15 protein-coding genes are annotated in these 19012 nt (G+C 41.2%); 12 read left to right on the top strand and 3 right to left on the bottom strand.

All coding sequences use genetic code 11. The annotated features are described in order from the left end of the window. Positions 1–5: 5 nt before the first annotated feature. The 6 genes from GS399_RS00420 to GS399_RS00395 are packed head-to-tail and all read left to right on the top strand — an operon-like array spanning position 6 to position 5996. Positions 6–383: a response regulator gene (locus GS399_RS00420; protein WP_160842532.1), complete on the top strand. Its 378-nt coding sequence runs from the start codon at positions 6–8 to the stop codon at positions 381–383. A gap of 57 nt (positions 384–440) precedes the next feature. Next, positions 441–1625, top strand: a complete 1185-nt coding sequence (locus GS399_RS00415; RefSeq protein WP_160842531.1) for a M20 metallopeptidase family protein — start codon at positions 441–443, stop codon at positions 1623–1625. A gap of 25 nt (positions 1626–1650) precedes the next feature. Continuing rightward, the gene (locus tag GS399_RS00410) at positions 1651–2598 is read left to right on the top strand and encodes a hypothetical protein (protein WP_237487830.1); all 948 of its coding nucleotides are present in this window, start codon (positions 1651–1653) and stop codon (positions 2596–2598) included. A 41-nt stretch (positions 2599–2639) separates the two neighbouring features. Next, on the top strand, positions 2640–4556 hold the full coding sequence (dnaG, locus tag GS399_RS00405; protein ID WP_160842530.1) for a DNA primase: 1917 nt from the start codon (positions 2640–2642) through the stop codon (positions 4554–4556). Between the two features lie 10 nt (positions 4557–4566). Then, complete coding sequence (locus GS399_RS00400) at positions 4567–4929, top strand: YraN family protein (RefSeq protein WP_160842529.1); 363 nt, start codon at positions 4567–4569, stop codon at positions 4927–4929. A gap of 5 nt (positions 4930–4934) precedes the next feature. Next, positions 4935–5996, top strand: a complete 1062-nt coding sequence (locus GS399_RS00395) for a glutaminyl-peptide cyclotransferase (protein WP_160842528.1) — start codon at positions 4935–4937, stop codon at positions 5994–5996. A 38-nt stretch (positions 5997–6034) separates the two neighbouring features. On the opposite strand, the gene pgi is transcribed toward GS399_RS00395, so the two are convergent. Next, a complete protein-coding gene (pgi, locus tag GS399_RS00390; protein WP_160842527.1) occupies positions 6035–7684 on the bottom strand; it encodes a glucose-6-phosphate isomerase in 1650 nt (549 codons plus the stop codon). A 43-nt stretch (positions 7685–7727) separates the two neighbouring features. On the opposite strand from pgi, the gene GS399_RS00385 reads away from it, so the two are divergent. Beyond that, the gene (locus GS399_RS00385; RefSeq protein ID WP_160842526.1) at positions 7728–8201 is read left to right on the top strand and encodes a hypothetical protein; all 474 of its coding nucleotides are present in this window, start codon (positions 7728–7730) and stop codon (positions 8199–8201) included. A gap of 590 nt (positions 8202–8791) precedes the next feature. Continuing rightward, positions 8792–9869, top strand: a protein-coding gene (prfB, locus tag GS399_RS00380) for a peptide chain release factor 2 (protein ID WP_160842525.1) whose coding sequence is annotated in 2 segments (ribosomal slippage) — positions 8792–8851 and positions 8853–9869 — 1077 coding nt in all. Because the reading frame shifts where the segments join, the coding sequence is not laid out codon by codon here. A gap of 69 nt (positions 9870–9938) precedes the next feature. Here the strand turns inward: prfB and GS399_RS00375 are convergent. Next, entirely contained in the window at positions 9939–10802 is an 864-nt protein-coding gene (locus GS399_RS00375) for a transglutaminase-like domain-containing protein (RefSeq protein WP_202409345.1), read from the bottom strand. A 106-nt stretch (positions 10803–10908) separates the two neighbouring features. Here GS399_RS00375 and GS399_RS00370 point away from each other — a divergent pair, with 106 nt between their 5' ends. Continuing rightward, a complete protein-coding gene (locus tag GS399_RS00370) occupies positions 10909–11694 on the top strand; it encodes an O-methyltransferase (RefSeq protein WP_160842524.1) in 786 nt (261 codons plus the stop codon). A 1-nt stretch (position 11695) separates the two neighbouring features. Here the strand turns inward: GS399_RS00370 and GS399_RS00365 are convergent, their stop codons facing one another. Continuing rightward, positions 11696–12838, bottom strand: a complete 1143-nt coding sequence (locus tag GS399_RS00365) for a BamA/TamA family outer membrane protein (protein WP_160842523.1) — start codon at positions 12836–12838, stop codon at positions 11696–11698. Between the two features lie 595 nt (positions 12839–13433). Here GS399_RS00365 and GS399_RS00360 point away from each other — a divergent pair. The 3 genes from GS399_RS00360 to GS399_RS00350 all read left to right on the top strand — a co-directional run bounded on the left by GS399_RS00360 (position 13434) and on the right by GS399_RS00350 (position 19001). After that, positions 13434–14411, top strand: coding sequence for a deoxyhypusine synthase family protein (locus GS399_RS00360; RefSeq protein ID WP_160842522.1), 978 nt, complete (start codon positions 13434–13436; stop codon positions 14409–14411). Positions 14412–14661: 250 nt separating this feature from the next. Further along, positions 14662–15936: a c-type cytochrome gene (locus GS399_RS00355; protein ID WP_160842521.1), complete on the top strand. Its 1275-nt coding sequence runs from the start codon at positions 14662–14664 to the stop codon at positions 15934–15936. Positions 15937–15983: 47 nt separating this feature from the next. Next, positions 15984–19001, top strand: coding sequence for a TAT-variant-translocated molybdopterin oxidoreductase (locus GS399_RS00350; RefSeq protein WP_160842520.1), 3018 nt, complete (start codon positions 15984–15986; stop codon positions 18999–19001). The last annotated feature ends 11 nt before the right edge of the window (positions 19002–19012 follow it).

Raw genomic sequence — 19012 nt, 5'->3', positions numbered from 1 at the left:
AATTGATGAGTATACAGGAAGTGAAAATTAAGGGCAAAAAGATCCTTGTTGCTGACGATGATCCGGCAATACTGGAAGTTGTGTCTATTATTCTGGAAGATGCCGGTTATGAAGTGGAAACATCAACGGGTGAAACCTTATTGAGCACTTCCGGGGCATTGCCAGATTTGTACATGATCGACATCTGGATGCTTGGAAAAGATGGCCGCGAGATTTGCCGCCATCTAAAAAGCCAGGAGCAAACTAAAAACATTCCTATTCTCATCGTCTCCGCTAATCGCGATATAGAGCAGATCGCTCAGGAAGTTGGCGTAGACGCTTATTTGTCAAAACCTTTTGAGATAGATCAACTGATCGAGCTTATTCAAAAACACATCAATTAATCGCTTCGCCTCCGGCTCATTATCCGTAGATTGGCAGCGATTTTTGTTCCGAACATTATGCTTAAAGAAAAAGTAAAGCAACTGGCTTCTCAAATTCAGGAAGAAGTTATTGCTATCCGCCGACATTTGCACGCAAATCCCGAGCTGTCATTCCATGAATATGAAACTTCAAAGTTCGTGAAATCTGAACTCGATAAGCTTGGAATCTCCTACGAAGCGAAAGCTGACACGGGAATTCTGGCGATAATTAAAGGCGATAAGCCATCGGATTCTGTTATCGCTTTGCGGGGCGACATGGATGCGTTGCCGATTCTCGAAGCAAATGATGTTCCTTACAAATCAAAAAATGAAGGTGTGATGCATGCATGCGGACATGATGTCCATACATCATCGTTACTCGGCGCCGCTTTAATTTTAAGTAAGGTGAAATCACAGTTTGGCGGAACGGTCAAGTTACTTTTTCAGCCCGCTGAGGAAAAATTACCCGGAGGTGCTAGCTTAATGATAAAGGAAGGCGTGCTGGAAAATCCGAAGCCCAATGCCGTAATCGGCCAACATGTAATGCCACTTATTGATGCTGGAAAAGTCGGCTTCCGTGCAGGTAAATACATGGCTTCTACAGATGAACTTTATGTAACGGTTAAAGGCAAAGGTGGGCACGGCGCGCAACCTCAGCAAAATATTGATCCGGTTGTTATTACAGCGCATATCATTGTAGCCCTGCAACAAATAGTCAGCCGCATAGCTGATCCTAAACTTCCGTCAGTTTTATCATTCGGAAAGGTAATTGCCAACGGAGCGACGAATGTGATTCCGAATGAAGTTTATATGGAAGGCACATTCCGGACGCTTGACGAAACCTGGCGTGCAGAAGCGCATAAGCGGATGAAGAAAATGGCTGAAGGCATAGCCGAAAGCATGGGCGGAAGCTGTGACTTTAACATCATGAATGGTTATCCATTTTTAATTAACGAAGAAAATCTTACCAATCAGGTTCGCGGTTTTGCCGAAGATTATCTGGGTGAAGAAAACGTATTAGACCTGGATATATGGATGGCAGCCGAAGATTTTGCCTATTACTCGCAGGTTGCCGATGCATGTTTTTATCGCCTTGGTATCAGGAACGAGGAACGCGGCATCACTTCTTCTGTACATACTCCAACATTCGATATTGATGAAAAGGCGCTGGAAACGTCGACTGGTTTGATGGCTTATATTGCCTTGAAACGATTAGGTAATTAAGTTTAAAAACGAGCGTTTATAGCGAATGATAAAACCACGTTGTTTTACCAGGATTTTCTCTCTGGCAGTTTTCCTTCTTTTCTTTGTCAACGGATTTGCGCAGCAGATTCCGAGATTTAATCCCGATACAGTTTTAACGGTCGTAATTGACTCGGCCATTAATATCAAAGCCAAAAAGCTAAGCTCCGAAATGTTTATCCAGGAAATTATCCAGGATACCAGTTTCTACGAAGCTTTCCGGCAAATGAAAAAATACGACTTCGTTGCCGAGAATCAGTTTTACACTTACGATAAGAAAAACAAAGTAATCGGTAAGCTTTACCGAAAATTGATTCATCACGACAAAGGTGATAAAATTCAGTTCCTGGCAAAAAGAGACAGCGGGAATTTATTTAAGAAGAACGGCAAATACCAGCTATATACCATGGAAATGTTCGATTACGTTTTCATGAATGCCTATAAATCGAATTATATCGAGGGTGGAAAATCTCCCGTCGGTGGTGGAAGCAACGAATCATATAAAGACAAGTTAAAAACGCTCATTTTCAGTCCGGGGCGACCGGTTCCTGGCATTCCATTTATCGGAAGTAAGACGGAGATATTCAGCGCTAATATGCGGCAATATTATGATTACAACTTTTATTCCGGCACTTATCTCGATTCGATACCGGTTTATCGGTTTAAGGTAACCGAGAAAAAAGACCTCTCAGGTTGGTCGAAAGACGGTATAATGATTAAAGAGCTGACAACAATCTTTGATAAACGGAATATGCAGATACTGGGTCGTTATGTCGACATGAAGTATAGTAATATGATGTTTGATTTCGACGTCCAGATGAACATCGAACTGCAGTATGTTGGTGACAGCGAAACCTTGGTTCCGGCAAAAGTTTCTTATCAGGGAAACTGGAATGTGCCGTTTAAAAAAGAAGAGCGATCAAGCTTCTTGGTGCTTCAAAAACAATATAAATGATTTCTATTGGTTAATAACAGGTCAGCATTTAACTTTAAGAAATGATTTTAAAAGAAACCGTCGACAAGATTTTAGAAGCTGCTCGTATTGAGGAAGTCGTCGGCGATTTCGTGCATTTGAAACGGCGTGGAACCAGTCTGATCGGTTTATGCCCGTTCCATAATGAAAAAACACCCTCATTCAACGTTTCTGTAAACAAGGGAATTTTCAAATGCTTCGGATGTGGTAAAGGTGGCGACAGTGTCAACTTTATCATGGAGCATGAAAAGTATTCCTACCCGGAAGCTTTAAAATATCTTGCCAATAAGTACAATATTGAAGTTGAGGAAAAGGAGCTTTCTCCTGAGCAGCAGATAGCCGACAGCAAACGCGAAAGCCTGTTTATAATTTCCGAGTGGGCGGCGAAATTTTTTCAGCAGTCAATGTTCGACACGCAGGAAGGTCAGTCGATAGGACTTAGCTATTTTCGTGAACGCGGTTTCCGTGAAGACATCATCAGGAAATTTGGATTAGGATATTCACCGGAAGGATGGGATGCCTTAACTGCCAAAGCGATTGAAGAAGGTTACAAGGAGCAGTTCCTGGAGGAGACTGGTTTGGCTATCCGGAACGATAAAGGCAAGTTGTACGATCGTTTCCGCGGCCGGGTGATGTTTCCGATACATAGTTTTACAGGCCGTCTGATTGGATTTGGCGGACGTACGCTTAAAACTGAAAAGAGCGTTCCAAAATATGTTAATTCGCCCGAAAGCGAAATTTATCATAAGTCGAACGTTTTGTATGGCTTGTTTTTCGCTAAAAAATCCATTCGCGATGAAGACAACTGCTATCTGGTTGAAGGTTATGCCGATGTGCTTTCTGTTAACCAGGCCGGCATTGAAAACGTCGTAGCATCATCCGGAACTTCGCTTACAACGGAACAAATAAGGCTGATTGCCCGCTTTACTAAGAACATCACGATTTTATATGATGGCGATCAGGCCGGTATAAAGGCCTCGTTGCGCGGCTTAGATATGATTTTGGAGGAAGGGCTTAATGTAAAAGTTGTTCTGTTTCCCGATGGTCACGATCCTGATTCTTACGCTAAATTGGTTGGAGCATCAGATTTCAAAACGTACATCGATAAAAGCCAGAAGGATTTCATTCTTTATAAGACCTCAATTCTATTAAAGGATGCAGGCAATGATCCGATTAAAAAGGCAGGTTTAATTCGTGAAGTGGTCGAAAGCATCGCCAAAATTCCTGATCAGATTAAAGCTTCGGTGTTCGTCAGGGAATGTAGTTCGCTGATGCAGATCGATGAGCGCGCTCTAATTTCCGAGTTAAATAAAATCAGGTTAGGAAAACAAAAAAAGGAACCTCAGCAAGTTCAGTCAGCGCCAGAAGAGTTGCCGCCACCCGACTTGTTTGCTGATGAAACAGCTGCCGCAACCGATGAAAACCAGGAAAAGGAAATTGTTCGGTTGCTCCTTAATTATGGACATGAACTCGTTCACTGGGATGGCATTACTGATACTTACATAGCGCCTTATGTCATTGCTAATTTGAGTGACGTGGAATTTGATCATCCCGGAAGTAAGGCCATTATTGAAGAATACAAAAAGCGTCTCGAACAAGGTGAGTTGCCTTCCGAACAGGAATTCATTAAGCACTCAGACAGGCAAATCGCTGATCTAGCCGTCTCATTAATCTCTTCGCCATACATTTTGAGCGAAAACTGGTACGCCAAGCGGAAAATTTATGTAAAAAACGAATCGGAAAATCTAAGGTCCACCATCCTCGGAGGGATTTTCCACCTGAAAAAACGCAAGGTTGAACGCATTCTACAAAATATCCGGAATGAAATTCAGCATGAAACGGATAATGATAACCAAATGATTTTGATGCAACGATATCTTCGGGTAAAAGAAGTTGAAAAAGGTATTTCCGGGTTCCTGGGTTCGGTTATCGTAAAATAGAATCTGTTTAATGGCACAGCACAATATCTTCGGACAAACGGGCGAGGCCATAGCAAAACAATTTATCGAGGCATCCGGCTACGAAATTATGGACGAGAACTGGGTTTCAGGAAAAGCTGAAGTCGACCTGATTGCCTATCGCGATAGTAAGATCGTCTTTATTGAAGTTAAGACAAGGAGTAGCTCAGGATTCGGCCAGCCAGAAGATTTTGTAAACCCTTCCAAACAACGCCTGATGAGGCAGGCCGCAGACGAATACATTTACCTGATGAATTTTCAAGGCGAGATCCGTTTCGACATTATCGCTATTTTGTTTGATAAGAACGGAAGTTATAAATTGCGGCACATTGAAGATGCCTTTTGGTTTGATTAAACACAATGAATAGAAAATTTATAATTCCTTTAGCGGCTCTGTTTTCATTGGCCGCATGCAAAACGAATAAAAACCTGTCGGTATCTTTTGTCAGCCCCGAGGCGGGAAGCGTTATAAAGGCCGATACGACATTTAAAGCCGAGCTGGACCTTGCCGGGAAGAAGCCCGATTCAGTTGTTTATTTCATGGATTTGGCGAAGGTTGGAAAAACAAGTGGCGAAACGGCGTCTGCCGATCTAAAAACCACTGATTTAAAGCTTGGCAATCATTTGCTTACTGCGAAGGTTTTCGCTGACGGAACAACTGAAGAGGCAGGATCTAATATTGTTGTAGTTGCATCAAAAGCGCCTGTCGAATATTCTTTTAAGGTCGTTAACATTTTTCCGCATGATACCGCGTCATTTACCGAGGGCCTTGAATACCATGACGGGTTTTTGTATGAAAGTACTGGCGAATATGGCGAATCCACCCTTCAAAAAGTTGATTTAACTACCGGAAAAGCTATTAAAAAAATTGATCTCGATTCTAAATATTTTGGCGAGGGTATCACCATTATCGGCGATAAAATTATTCAGCTTACATACCAGGAACATGTTGGGTTTGTGTATGACAAAAACACCTTTAAAAAACTATCCGAGTTCAATTACCAGGCCGGCGCCGAGGGCTGGGGAATGTATTTTGACGGAGACCAAATTCTTACAAACGGTGGCTCAAACGAAATTCATATTTTAAATAAAGACTCCTATCAAAAAGTTGGCGACCTTGATGTTTATGATGATAAAGGACCTGTTAATCAACTCAACGAAATGGAAATGATCGACGGGAAAATCTATGCAAACATCTGGCAGACTAACCGCATCGTGATCATCGATCCAAAAACGGGAGCTGTTGAAGGGAATATTGATTTGAGCGATCTGTATCCACTGGAAAAAAGAAATATCAATGCTGATGTATTGAACGGAATCGCGTATGACAAGGTGGGTAAGCGCTTGTTTGTAACTGGAAAAAAATGGGATAAGTTATTCGAAATCAAAGTCACACCGAAAGAGGCGACTGCAGCAAAATAACAAAGAAGGCGCCGATTAGGCGCCTTTCTAATTTAACTTTATTCTTTCCAGTTTTTGTATTGATTAATCAGCCCGTTGGTTGATGAATCATGACCGGAAACCGGTTCTTTTCCCTTAAGTTCAGGAAGAATGTTTCCGGCAAGCTGCTTACCTAATTCAACTCCCCACTGATCGAAACTGTAAATATTCCAGATTACGCCTTGTGTGAAAATTTTGTGTTCGTACATGGCAATTAGTGATCCGAGCACTTTTGGTGTGATTTTCTTTACTAGGATTGAATTTGTCGGCCTGTTACCTTCAAACTCCTTGAATGGCGCAAGGCTATCAATTTCTTCGTCTGATTTTCCGGAAGCTTTCAATTCTTCGACAACTTCATCAATCGTTTTACCGTTCATTAAGGCCTCGGTTTGTGCAAAGAAGTTTGACAGCAGGAACGTATGATGTTGCCCGATCGGGTTGTGGCTTTGTGCCGGCGCAATGAAATCGCAAGGAATTAATTTAGTTCCCTGGTGAATTAACTGATAAAATGCATGCTGTCCATTAGTTCCCGGTTCGCCCCATATAATTGGTCCGGTTTGATAGTTAACAATCTCACCATTGCGATCCACATGCTTTCCGTTGCTTTCCATATCTCCCTGCTGAAAATAAGCCGCAAAGCGGTGGAGGTATTGGTCGTAAGGTAAAATGGCGTTTGTTTCAGCTTCGAAAAAGTTGTTGTACCAAACGCCGATCAGCCCGAGAATAACCGGAATATTTTGTTCGAACTCAGTATTTCTGAAGTGATTGTCCATTTCGTGTGCGCCGGAAAGCAGTTCCGCAAAGCTGTCAAATCCTACCGAGAGACAGATCGACAAGCCGATTGCGCTCCATAACGAATATCGTCCGCCAACCCAATCCCAGAATTCAAACATGTTTTTAGGATCTATGCCGAACTCTTTAACAGCTTTTTCATTGGTGGATAATGCGGCAAAATGCTTGGCAACATCTTCTTCCTTGCCGTTATGGCCCAAAAACCAATTACGGGCGGTATGAGCATTTGCCATAGTTTCCTGTGTCGTAAAAGTCTTTGAAGCAATTAGGAATAACGTTGTTTCAGGATTCAGTCCCTTAAGTGTTTCGTGGATATGTGTACCATCAACGTTTGAAACGAAATGAGCGTTCAATCGGGTTTTATAAGGTTTTAACGCTTCAGTAACCATAACCGGGCCCAAGTCGGAACCACCAATTCCAATATTTACAATATCCGTGATTTCCTTTCCTGTGTAACCTTTCCATTCGCCTGATATGATGGCTTCCGAAAATTGTTCCATATGCGCAAGTACCTTATTAACGTCTGGCATCACATCTTTGCCGTCAACCAAAACAGGTGTGTTGCTTTGATTGCGTAAGGCGGTATGCAAAACAGCCCTGTTTTCTGTAGCATTTATTTTTTCGCCATTAAACATCGCTTCGATAGCCTCTTTTAAGCCGCATTCGTTCGCCAACTGGATAAGCAATGCCATTGTTTTATCGGTGATCCGGTTTTTCGAGTAATCAACCAAAATGTCGTTAAACTGTATAGAAAATTTGGCGAAACGTTCCGTATCTTTATTAAACATGCTTCGCAAATGCTGATCGGCAATTTCTACTAAGTGGTCACTTAAATAATTGTAAGCCTTGGTTTGAGTGAAGTTTGTTTTTGGAAACATTGTAGTAGGATTATGTATGCTGCAAATAAACAGATAAAAACTTATGCTCGAAAATTTAAAAAACTTGGTGGAAGAAAATGCCGGCGATGCTATCGTAAACAATCCGGCAATTCCGAATGAAAGGAACGGCGAGGCTGTTTCGGCGGCGTCCGGATCAATTGTTGACGTATTAAAAGAACACCTGTCGTCGGGAAATTTTGGCGATGTTACCGATCTTTTTCAAGGTGGCGTAGATGGAAATCCGGTTGTCAATCAGATTAAGAGTGCGTTTGCCGGGAAGCTTCAAAATATGAATGTGGATAGCGAAACGGCGCAGAATACGTCGTCGAGCTTGATTCCAAATGTTTTAAGCCAACTGGTAAACAAAACAAATGATCCGAATAACAGCCAGTTCAATTTGCAGGACATGTTAAAGCAATTCGGCGGCGACGATGGTAAGTTTGATGTCGGCGACGTTATGAACTTATTCAAAGGTAAGGGCGGCGGTATAGGAGACGTTTTGAAGGGGCTTTTTTAGTCGACAGCTTTGTAAGTCATTCGATGGCTCTAGCAAGTTAAGCATTTGACAAATTGCAAAAATCAGGTGATCTGTAGATAGAGATAAACTGATTTTTTGAAACGAACGTTTTAATCTTTTGGCACCTGCAGCCCTGCTCTTCTTTACAAGTTTTTTGTGAGAGCATCTGCAATATCATCTGATTGTATCGCAAAAAAGCTTTTCAATTCGATCAGGTTTATTGCACTCGAACTTATGTTACATCGGCGAAAGCGACCGTGCTATCCTATAAATAGCAGCAATATCTTAACGGATTAAACCCGATATGAGTGAAAAGCCTTAAAGCTGTAGAATCGATCGAGAACTACTGACGTTCACTTTAAGCTTGTAACGTTAGCGGGACTATCGGCACCGATTGTTACAGGAACTTGCTTTGCAAATCTCTTATACCTTTGATTCCAACGCAATCTTCCTTCAGTTATTAATCGTTTGCCTCGTTTTTCAATATACCACTTAAACCTTTTCATCTTTAACAGGTCACTTTTAGTTTCAACCGTAAAATAACAATCATCCAGCTTGCTACTTGCCGCCGCTTTACTATCTTTGCCCGCATGACCAAAGAACAACTGCAGGATTTAAGAGACAGGTTAACGTCTCTGAGGAGGTATCTTTGACATCGATAAAAAACTCGATGAATTAGATTACGAACAACGTTTAACGCTTGAACCCACATTTTGGGACGATTCTAAAGCCGCTGAGAAGGCACTTCACGCAATTAAAATCAAAAAAAATTGGACCGACGCTTATGCTGAGGCTACTTCGGCCGTTGATGATGCCGGTGTTATGTTTGAATTTATCCAATCCGGAGACGCTTCTGAGGATGAAATGGACGAACAATACCAGGCAGCATCTTCGAAAGTTGAAGAGCTTGAGTTAAAGAATATGCTCAGCTCAGAGGAGGATCAGCTTAATGCGGTGTTGCAAATTACGGCAGGGGCCGGAGGAACAGAAAGCTGCGATTGGGCTTCTATGCTCATGCGAATGTATATTATGTGGGGCGAGAAGAATGGCTATAAAGTCACGGAGCAGGATTCGCAGGAAGGAGATGTTGCGGGAATTAAATCGGTAACACTTCAATTTGAAGGCGATTTTGCTTATGGCTATCTGAAAGGGGAGAATGGCGTTCACCGACTGGTGCGTATTTCTCCGTTCGATTCGAATGCTAAACGCCATACTTCATTTGCTTCAGTTTATGTATACCCTTTGATTGATGATACAATAAATATTGAAGTTAATCCGGCGGATATTGAGTTTGAAACGTTCCGTTCTGGCGGTGCCGGCGGACAAAATGTGAATAAGGTTGAAACAGCGGTACGTTTATATCACAAGCCGTCTGGTATCATTATCAAAAACCAGGAATCACGCTCTCAGCTTCAGAATAAAGAAAATGCCATTAAGTTGCTTAAATCGCAGCTTTATGAAATAGAGCTGAGAAAAAGGCAGGAGACCACAGCCGCTATTGAAGGAAATAAGAAAAAGATCGAGTGGGGTTCGCAGATCCGGAATTATGTTTTACATCCGTATAAACTCGTAAAAGATATCCGGACGAATTACGAAACATCGAACGCGCAGGCCGTGCTTGATGGTGACCTGAATGAGTTTCTGAAGGCTTATCTTATGGAATTTTAACGGGTAAAAAGGAGGAAAGATAAAGGGCAGGGATTTACATCTTATGCCTTTGTCTTTTTGTCTCTTATCCTACTCCGAATGAAAAATATCTAACAAATCTTTTAATTCATTAACTTTTTCTTCCGCCCCGAGTTTTTCGTATGAACTTATCAGATTGCGTAAAATCCGTTTGATAATTTCTGAATTGCTGCAAGGTTCATAAAACTGTTTGTCGGGAGATAAATTCAGTTGTTTCAAAAACGAATCCACATCGCGCCGGCCGAATATAAATCCCTTATTAAAGGCATTTATATAAAATAAAACGCCACCGGTAAATTCGGTTTCCTCACTTTCGTCCACATAAGCCAGGATGAAGTGCTGTGGCAGGTTGACACCGTAAACAGGAATATCAAGCTTTTGCGCAATTACTGAGTAGATGGTCGCTAGTAATATTTGGTTACCTTTCTTGCTTGATAAAACGTTATTTAGATATGAATTTTGCGGATCCTGGTGGTTTTGAGTATTTCCCGAAAATCCATGGATGCCATAAAAAACATGATTTAAAAGTTTTACTTTTTCGATGGCGCTCATGTCATAAACCAGCTGCAGCCATACTTCTCGTTTTATGTCCTCAATCTGGTTGATAAGTTTTTGTTCGTCGAGATCCGGATATTGATATTTATTAATAATCAGTACGCCCTGCAGCAAATCAAATGCTCCGCTCAGCTGCCAGAGATTAAGCTCCTGTTTAACATTTTCGAACTGGATACGGTGTATCAGGTTTTCTATCCGCTGCTGCAATATCGCATCAAATGAATTTTCCCAGGCACTTTCTAAATAAGTTATCACCTCGTTTCCGTAAGAAAAAAGCTTGTCTTCTACATGTCCAAAAATCTCATGGTCGGGGTCATCCAGTAATTTTATGAGTGAATTTATTTCGTTAGTGTCAATCATGTATTGCTAATTTACTATTTATAACAAATTTCATTCTTGAATTATTGTCAAACTATTCAAAAACAAGCTGGTTTAACCGGGTAATAATTTTAATACTTTTGCCCGCATGATAGATTTCCGGTTCGTTGCAGATTACATTAAGCATCGTTTTACGTCAAAAACCAGGCATGGAGTTCATTCTCCATTTGTGTATAAGCTTGTTGATGAAGTAATTTATGCTGATGCCGATGCCGACATTTGTCTTGAGGTTGAAAGTCTTAGAAATAAGCTTAAAGGCGATACGAGAAAAATAACAGTAACCGATCTGGGCGCTGGTTCGCATCTTAACAGCAACCTTGAAAAGTCAGTTGGTACGATTGCTAAAAATGCATTGAAATCACCGAAGCTGGCTCAATTACTTTTCAGGTTGGTAAGGTATTTTAAACCCAGGAATGTTATTGAACTGGGAACATGCCTTGGTACAACATCCGTTTACCTTTCGAAAGCTGCTCCGGATGCGCAGGTTACAACCATCGAAGGTTGCCCTCGAACAGCAGGTATCGCTTCAGAAACGTTAAAAAATGCTGATGCAAAGAATGTGAAGCAACTAGTCGGAAATTTCGACCAGCTTTTTCCGGTACTTGTTGATGAAAGCGAGTTCCTGGATTTTGTTTTTATCGATGGAAATCACCGTAAAGACGCAACGTTGAACTACTTCAACGCGTGCCTGCCAAAAGTCAACGAAAACTCTGTACTGATATTTGATGATATTTACTGGAGCGAAGGTATGAAGCAGGCCTGGACTGAAGTTAAAAACAATCCACAGGTAACTGTGACTGTCGATCTGTTTTGGATCGGACTGGTGTTTTTTAAAGGCCGCCAGCGAAAGGAACATTTTAAAATTCGATTTTAGCTTAGAAAGCCTCTCCAAACGAAAAATAAAACCCAGTCTGACGTTTTTCGTTTTCGCGTTTTTCGCCAACACCATAGTCAAAACGAACGCTCAGGTTTCTTGCCAGGTCAAAAAAGTATCTTAGCCCACCGCCATAAGACGGCTTTAAATTGTCAAAATCCAGGCTCTTGTCGGCATATACTGTCCCTAAACCTGCAAACCCAACGATTCCAATTCGCTGAGATAACTTATAGCGTAATTCAGTTTGTGCAGCTAGAAGATTTTCGTCACGATAGCGGCCGCCGTAATAACCGCGCATAATCTGGTCATTACCTAATTGTGGCAGCAAATAAAATGGTGGGTTTTTTCCTGGCAGCGCCTGGAAATTTGCGTTTAAGCCTAGTACTAAATTCCGGGCAATTGTGTTAAAGTTCCTTAAATCCGCTTCAATTTTACTTCCCGAGTAGTTTTCACCGCCCCAAAAATCGGGAGCGTATGAATAGTTTAATTTTAAATAAAATCCTTTTGTGGTGTATGTATTCGTATTTCGTGTATCCAGAATTTGAGATATACCAGCAAAAATCACGTTGCCTCCACTGCGTCCGGTAAAGGCTGGATCTGGTGCGTCATAAATGCCGCCAGCTTCTTTATCTCTATACCGGTAGTTTTCATAACTAAGATTTAGGCCGCCGTAATAATGTTTCGCAAATCTCTTTTCAACCGAGCCTTCGAGCCTGAACAGTTTTTGGACAAGCACATCCTTATCGGCCTCATTGGTTTCGTCGCCGATTCCGTAGAAATTAAAAGGGAAATTACGGTAGCGCAATTCGCCCATGTAGTGATATTTATTTCCTTTGGTCCAGATGTCAGGCTGAATTTTAAAATTAAACTGGCCTTTTGTAGTTACCGAAACACCGCCCAAAAGAGTCGAGTTCCGTGTTGTAGTATCTGATTTATCGGCGTAAAAGGAATATATTGAACCAACTCCGAATTCAAAGCCGGTTTCTTGTGCGTAGCCCAGCGCCGGAAGTATTAAAAAAGATGATGAGCGGGTTGTATCTTTTTGATTCGATAAGAGCTTTTCGATCATTTTTTTCTGGCCGTAACAAGTTGTGGCAAATAGAAAAAGCGAGAGGAGTGAGGTTGCGGTAAGTGTTTTCTTCATAAAAGTTTGCTAAGATGCGCATAATCATTTTAGATCGGCAAATCTGCTGCCCGTAAACGAGGCTGGAAAGCAGCAATCCACATAATTGCTTTGTCGTTCTTTTTGTTTTAACATGTAAACGAATAAATTTACAACCACAATTATAAACGCTGTGACCGATATGACGCTTTAATAGCGTTTTACAGCAAGGGGAATATCTAATAGTTTAACGATCATATTGGAAAAATACTTTTTTCAGGCATTGCTTACGCTTTGTCTGACTCACATATTTTGTCTAATGTGATTTGGTTAGTAAAAAGAATAATTGGTTATGGAGGGGTCCTAAGGTATATTCCAAAAACATAAAAGTCAATAAGAGATTTTGCATCGTTTAAATAGCAATATTGCCCAAGTGTAAATAGTTGATTTACAGATAGGTTTTGCGTTTACGCGAAAAGCACGTGATACGGAATATTAACAAGGCGATTTTTTTTTGAATCCTTTCGTCTACCTAACCTTTTCGTCGCCTTATTATAGTTTCTTATATAGTTTAGTTTACACTGTGATTTCTGGTTAGTGTTTTATTGTCTATTTTTGCCGTTCTAATTTTAAAGTAATGAGCAACAGGGGCCCAATCTCTCAGTTTATCGAGAAGAATTATTTGCATTTTAACGGCGCAGCTTTGGTTGACGCTGCCAAAGGATACGAAACTCACCTGGATGAAGGTGGAAAAATGATGATAACACTGGCTGGCGCAATGAGTACGGCTGAGTTAGGAATTTCACTTGCGGAAATGATCCGGCAGGATAAAGTTTCGATAATATCGTGCACCGGAGCGAATCTTGAAGAGGATATCATGAACCTGGTCGCCCATTCGCATTACAAAAGGGTGCCGAATTATCGCGATCTAAGTCCGCAGGACGAATGGGATTTGTTAGAAAATCATTATAACCGTGTAACGGATACCTGTATTCCCGAAGAAGAAGCTTTTCGCAGATTGCAAAAACACATTTATAAAATCTGGAAAGATGCTGACACTGCTGGCGAACGTTTCTTCCCACATGAGTTCATGTATAAGATTCTCTTGAGCGGAGAGCTCGAGCAGTATTATGAAATCGACCCCAAAAACTCCTGGATGCTTGCAGCTGCCGAAAAGAACTTGCCGATCGTGGTTCCGGGCTGGGAGGACTCAACAATGGGCAACATCTTTGCTTCTTACGTAATTAAGAACGAAATAAAAGCTACAACCATGAAGAGTGGCATCGAATATATGGCTTGGTTAGCTGATTGGTATGTTAAAAATTCAGAGGGAAAAGGAATCGGGTTTTTCCAGATTGGCGGGGGCATTGCCGGCGACTTCCCGATTTGCGTGGTTCCTATGCTTTATCAGGATATGGAGATGGAAAATATACCTTTTTGGAGCTATTTCTGTCAAATCTCTGATTCTACCACATCCTACGGATCATACTCAGGGGCCGTTCCAAACGAAAAAATTACCTGGGGCAAGTTGGATGTTAATACGCCAAAGTTTATCGTAGAATCTGACGCGACAATCGTAGCACCACTGATCTTTGCGTGGGTATTAAGACAATAAGAAATTGATTTCGATTTTGCAAAATAGGTTATAACACTTTTCTTGTGAGAAGCTTCTAAAAAGCCTTCTGAATAAGTCAAATCAACGATTTTTGATTTATTTAGAACGATTATAAATTGATTTTAACAGTCATTTAATTGTCAGCCATAGCTGAATTAATTATACTTTTGCCAATCGAAAATGATGAGCAGTGGTACACTGGGCAAATTTTTCATGTTTTACATTCAAAATATAGCATAAAATACTCAATATGAGGAGAATCTCATTGACTTTTAAAAGTTTTGTTAAATCTTCACTCCTATTTCTCTCTTTAAGTTTTGCATGCTCATCTGTGTCATATGCTCAGAGTGCGGCTGAGGGGGTTACGCTTTTTAAACAAAAATGTACTTCTTGCCATGCATTAAACCAAAAGGTGGTTGGCCCGGCGCTAAAAGGTGTAAATGACCGTCACAAAGAAGAGTTTTTGTTAAAATGGATTAAAAACTCCCAGGCGTTGGTTGCTGCCGGAAATCCAGAAGCTGTTAAGCTTTTTAACGAGAATAACAAGGTGGCGATGACGCCATTTCCTGAGCTGACTGATGACAATATCAAGAGCATTCTTGCTTACATCAAAGAAGGTGATAAGCCTGCTGCGGGTGCTGCTGGCGGTGTCGAAGGCGGACAAGGGGCTCAAGCCAAAGACGAGGTTAGTGATGTAATGCTTGGAAGCATAGTTGTCATTATTCTTATTGCTTTGGGTGTTGTGTTGGTTTTAAACCGCGTTATCAAATCACTTGAAAAGGTATCGTTAAAAAAACAGGGGCTTCTTGAGGAGGAAGAAATAGTAGCAGCAGAACCTGGTGTTCCTGCTTATAAAAAGCTTCTTAAGAACAAGAAATTCGTGTTCTTCGTAGTGTTGTTGCTGGTGATCTTCCTTGGTTCAGCAGGCTGGATGGGAATGTGGAATACTGGCGTTCATACAGGTTATCAGCCTGAGCAGCCAATTAAATTTTCACACCAATTACATGCCGGAATTAATAAAATCGACTGTCAGTATTGCCACAGTGGTGCTTATAAATCGAAGAACGCGTCTATCCCGTCATTGAATGTTTGTATGAACTGCCACAACTATGTAACAGCTTCAGATAAATATAACGGGCAGACTTCTCCGGAGATCATGAAGATTTATAAAGCGCTTGATTACAATCCTGACACTAAAAAGTATGGAGATAATCCTAAGCCGGTAGAGTGGGTTCGTATTCACAATCTTCCTGACTTTGCTTATTTTAATCACTCACAGCACGTAAAAGTAGCTGGCGTAGCATGTCAAAAATGTCACGGTCCGGTTCAAACAATGCAGGAAATTTATCAGTATTCGCCTTTAACGATGAAGTGGTGTATCAATTGCCACCGTGAAACAGAAGTTAAGTACAAAGGCAATGCATATTATGATAACATGATCGCAGCGCACGACAAGATTAAAAAAGGTGAAAAAGTTACTGCCGCGGTAATGGGTGGTACCGAGTGCGGTAAATGCCACTATTAATATATTAAGTAAAAACTCACACAGAAATACAGTTATATAAAGCTTAAATGGAAAGCAATAAAAAATACTGGAAAGGTTTAGAAGAGCTACAGAAAACGCCTGAGTTTGTTGAAAATAACAAAAACGAATTTTCAGAGGACCTTCCTATCGAGGAAGTTCTGAATGGAGCGGGCTTAAGTACTGCTACTCCTCGACGCGACTTTTTAAAGGCCCTTGGTTTTGGATTAGGTGCCGTAAGTTTAGCTGCGTGCCAAAAAGCTCCGGTAATCAAATCAATTCCTTATTTAGTAAAACCTGAAGAGGTTGTTCCCGGTATTCCCAATTATTACGTATCAACTTTTAACGGCCAAAGTATTTTAGTTAAAACACGCGAAGGCCGTCCTATTAAAATTGAAGGTAATCCGGCAGGATTATTAGGAAATGGTGGTACTGATGCTCAGGCTCAGGCTTCTGTTCTTGATTTATATGATGTTTCAAAATTAAGAGGGCCAAAACTGAATGGCGCTAATGCAAGATGGAGCAGTGTTGACAGTTTTGTTCGTGGTGAGCTGAACAAAATTCAAGCTGGCGGGAAAAAGATACGTATCGTATCTTCTACCGTTAATAGCCCTTCGACAAAAAGTGTAGTTGCGGACTTTGTTGCTAAATATCCTAATACTAAACACATTAATATCGATGCTGTATCTTATACAGGCATCATAAAAGCAAACGGAAATAGTTTTGGTAAAGCTGTGCTTCCTCGCTACCGGTTTGATAACGCTGATGTTATAGTAAGCTTTGACGCCGACTTTTTAGGCACTTGGATTACTCCGGAAGAATATACGAAGCAGTGGGTTAGCAATCGTAACGCGAAATCACTAGCCAGCAAAAAAATGTCACGTCATATCCAGTTTGAAACTGGTATGAGTTTAACAGGAACTAACGCAGATTCGCGTATTCCGGTAAAGCCGTCAGAGGCTGGATTAGCTGTGGTTGCTTTATATAATGCAATTACCGGAACTGTGTTGCCTGGAACGCAGCCGCTTTCGAATAATGTAATAGCCGATAAAGCAGTTAAACTCGCTGCAAAAGAGCTTGTTGCTGCAAAAGGCCGTGCATTAGTTGTTGCAGGTTCAAACGATGTGTCGACACAAATAATTGTAAATGCGATCAATTCTGCATTAGGAAGCTACGGAACTACAATAGATCTTGACAATCCGTCAAACCAATATCTTGGTAATGACGCCGAAATTGTTGAGTTCGTTGCCGAGATGAACCGCGGCGAAGTTGATGCGGTTTTCTTCCTAAATACAAATCCTGCGTACGATTATATCAACCCGAAAGCATTTACTGACGCATTGGCGAAGGTTAAATTAAAAGTTTCTTTCTCTGACAGAGAAGATGAAACCGCTTCATTGTGTAATGTGATCGCGATCAACCATAACTATCTTGAATCATGGGGTGATCAGAATGCCTTTGAAGGTTATTATTCAGTTGTACAGCCAACGATCAATCCTGTAAATGATTCACGTCAGGCAGAGGAAAGCTTATTGACATGGATTGATGCTCCGGTAAAGGATTATTATCAATACGTGCGTACAGGCTGGGAAAAAACAGTTCTGGCAGCTACTGGTAAGACTTGGAAAGACGTTCTTCAAACAGGATTTATCTTTACAGGCGCGAAACCTGCCAGTGCTTATACGTTTAATTTTGATTTAAGCCCGGTTGTTGCGAGCGTGGTAAATCAAAGCAAAACCCTGGCTAAAGATATCGAACTTCAGGTATACGAAAGCGTGTCAATGCGTGATGGCAAGCATGCCAATAACGCGTTCCTGCAGGAGCTTCCTGATCCGGTTTCTAAAGTAACCTGGGATAATTACGTTTCTATCGCTCCGAAGTTTGCTGAAAAGATCGGCGTAACGGAATTTGACTTGGTCGAAGTAAAAGCAGCTAATGGTTACTCAGTGGTTCTTCCGGTTCTTGTTCAGCCTGGACAAGCACAAGGCACTGTATCAATAGCCGTTGGATACGGCCGTACTAAAGCAGGTAAGGCTGGTAATAACGTGGGTAAAAACGCTTATCCGTTTATTACTTTAAGCAACGGAACCAAACAATATACCTCAACGGTTACGATATCGAAAACCGGCGACACCTACGAACTTGCCCAGACACAAACTCACCACTCATTCGAAGGGCGTAATATCATCCGCGAAACTACTTTCAAGGAATATGCGAAAAACCCGGGAGCAGGTTCAGGTAAAAAGATAGATTCAAAAGAATACGATCTTTGGAATGATCATGACAAACCTGGTCACAACTGGGTTATGGCAATTGATCTAAATGCCTGTACAGGTTGCGGATCATGTATCGTAGCTTGTAATGTCGAAAATAACGTTCCGGTTGTGGGCCGTGACGAAGTACGCCGCCGCCGCGAAATGCATTGGTTGCGTATTGACCGCTATTACAGTTTTGTTGAAGAAGGAAAATCATTATCAGAAGAATCTGAGATCAATAATCTTGAGAATCTTGATAATGTAACAGTTGTTCACCAGCCGATGCTTTGTCAGCATTGCGATCACGCGCCATGTGAAACAGTTTGTCCGGTACTTGCTACCGTTCACTCTTCCGATGGCTTAAACCATATGGCTTACAACCGTTGCGTAGGAACACGTTATTGCGCGAACAACTGTCCATATAAAGTACGTCGCTTTAACTGGTTTAATTACTGGAACGATTCACGTTTTGATAACTATTTGAATAACGAATTCACGCAATTAGTGTTGAATCCTGATGTAACAACACGTTTCCGTGGTGTTATGGAAAAATGCTCTATGTGTATTCAACGTATTCAGGCAGGAAGACTTACTGCCAAGATTGAAAAACGTAAGTTGAAAGACGGTGAAATTAAAATGGCTTGCCAGCAGGCTTGTACAGCAAATGCAATCATTTTCGGCGATGCGAACGATCCGGATTCAGAAGTATCAAAAGCATTGAAGAACGAGCGTACTTACTACGTACTTGAAGAATTAAATGTACAGCCAGGAGTTGGTTACCAGGTTAAAGTTAGAAATACAGTTGAGGCTTAATCATAAGAATT

This window comes from Hufsiella arboris (assembly GCF_009834875.1).
Lineage (GTDB): Bacteria > Bacteroidota > Bacteroidia > Sphingobacteriales > Sphingobacteriaceae > Hufsiella_A > Hufsiella_A arboris.
Note: the sequence above shows the minus strand (reverse complement) of the source record. Positions and strands in the feature narration are given on the sequence as shown.